The sequence below is a fragment of the Paracoccus sp. MKU1 genome (assembly GCF_001447385.1).
GTDB lineage: Bacteria > Pseudomonadota > Alphaproteobacteria > Rhodobacterales > Rhodobacteraceae > Paracoccus.
The window spans coordinates 1-1,682 of sequence record NZ_LLWQ01000145.1; the positions used below are offsets into that span (position 1 = coordinate 1).

A 1,682-nucleotide genomic window follows, 5' to 3' on the forward strand; every position below is an offset into this window, starting at 1 on the left:
CTTCTTCGTTTCAGGAGAACACAATGGCCATTCCCGATCCCGTTCGAACGAACTTCGACACTCTGCTTCGTGCTGCCGATGACGGCAATCTCGCCCTTATGGAATGCCTCGACGCCGCGACCCGTGAGACACGCTATGTCCTGTGCGCGGTCGGCCGCGACGGGGGTGATTACGTCTTCACGCCGTTCGGCCATCTCGCAAGCGGCAACCCCTATGACGCCTATCTGCCGCCGGATCCCGACGATCCTGCCGGCTTTGTCGAGAAGGCCGAAGATGGGGGCGCATCATGATGACGGTCGATGAAATCTTCGCCGATGACCGCCGCAATCCGCCATCGGAGCGCTCGCTTCCCTGGGAGGAAACCCGCAACGGCGTCACCGTCATCGTGGAACCGAAACCGCATTGGGCCGAGGACATGCGCGCCTTCCGGCTCGATGCCCGCGAATACTGCCGCTATGCCGACTGGACGGCCCATGGCGCCCGGACGCGCTTTTTCGGTCATATCGACACCTCCGGCGACGATGTGATGATGAAGGCCCGCGCCATGATCGCCCGCGAAATCGCCGATGGGTTCTGGGACTGACCGGCCCTGAAAGCCGAACCTTGCACACGGGGCTATCGGGTATCGCTGCACAAGCAGCGATGGATCGAGTTCGAGCTTCACCATTGCGCCAACTCCTTGGTGTTGTGGGGGCAACGGGTTCCGTCCCCGGCCTGAAACACACCCTGAATATCCGCCGGCAACGAGGCTGGCGCAGCAAAGCATCTGCGACGGGTTTCCGGCACCGGCTCGACGCAAAGCACCATCCCCCGCTTCCATTCGCTAACCTTGGTCCGACCGTCTCTTTGCATTCAACCCCGGTGGGGTCGGCTTACGCGCGCGTGCCGCCCTCGGGGATTCGGAAAGAATCCGAACGCCCGAGGGTGATTGCAGATCCGGTCAGACACTTCGGGCGCCTGTCGCGCGGGGGATGGTCCCCCGCCTCCAAAGACAGGAGCCGGAACCCATGTCCTACGCAGATGCCACCGCTTTCGCCGCCAGCCTCGCCACCACGCTGATGGTCGTGATCGTCGTGTTCCAGGCCGGGGACGGCACCCACGGCGCCATGCCCGCCGACGAGTTCGACGGCGACGAAGAGATGGTGAAGCTCGAACTCGATCCCTTCGGCTGAGGCGCGAAAGCGCCTCCGCCCGACGGCCCGGCCCGCGTCAGGCGCAGCCGGGCCTTGTGCCATGCGCAGGCTGCGCATCGCCAGCGGCGGTGCCGAGGCCTCGCCTCGGCTCTGGAAAGGGAGAGTTGGGCCGGGATCGGGGCGAGCCTGGCGGAAGGAGAGGAGAGCGCCGCCGGGCCATATCATCCCGCTCTCCTGGAGGATCATCCAATGACCGATACCGACAAACCAGCCACGCCGGAATTCGACATGGCCGCCAGCGTCGCGCGCTTCTTCGCCGAGCGCGATGAGCGCAACCGTCGCGCTGAAGCGGTCCGTCCCGACAACAAGACGGCGCTGTTCGATGCGCTGGCCGCCGCAGGCATCACTCTCGTGACCGTCACCTTCGACGGTTCTGGCGACAGCGGCCAGATCGAGGACATCACCGCGCAATCGGACGACCGGACCGTGGACCTGCCGCAGGGCGAGATCACCATTGCCACGGTGGCATGGGGAACCGACAAGGTGACC

4 protein-coding genes are annotated in these 1,682 nt (G+C 65.0%); all 4 read left to right on the plus strand.

Going from position 1 to position 1,682, the window contains the following annotated elements; translation table 11 throughout:
- Positions 1 to 290: DUF6117 family protein (locus AQY21_RS09970; RefSeq protein WP_238986736.1), on the plus strand; the 290-nt coding region annotated here is incomplete at its 5' end.
- Positions 287 to 583: a hypothetical protein gene (locus tag AQY21_RS09975; RefSeq protein WP_012092597.1), complete on the plus strand. Its 297-nt coding sequence runs from the start codon at positions 287 to 289 to the stop codon at positions 581 to 583. The genes AQY21_RS09970 and AQY21_RS09975, both read left to right, overlap by 4 nt.
- A gap of 424 nt (positions 584 to 1,007) precedes the next feature.
- Positions 1,008 to 1,172 (plus strand): hypothetical protein, encoded by a 165-nt coding sequence (locus tag AQY21_RS29350; RefSeq protein WP_166507195.1) that lies wholly within the window; start codon positions 1,008 to 1,010, stop codon positions 1,170 to 1,172.
- 210 nt (positions 1,173 to 1,382) lie between these two features.
- Positions 1,383 to 1,682, plus strand: a 300-nt coding sequence (locus AQY21_RS09980; RefSeq protein WP_369807754.1) for a DUF6878 family protein, incomplete at its 3' end; no start/stop codon positions are given.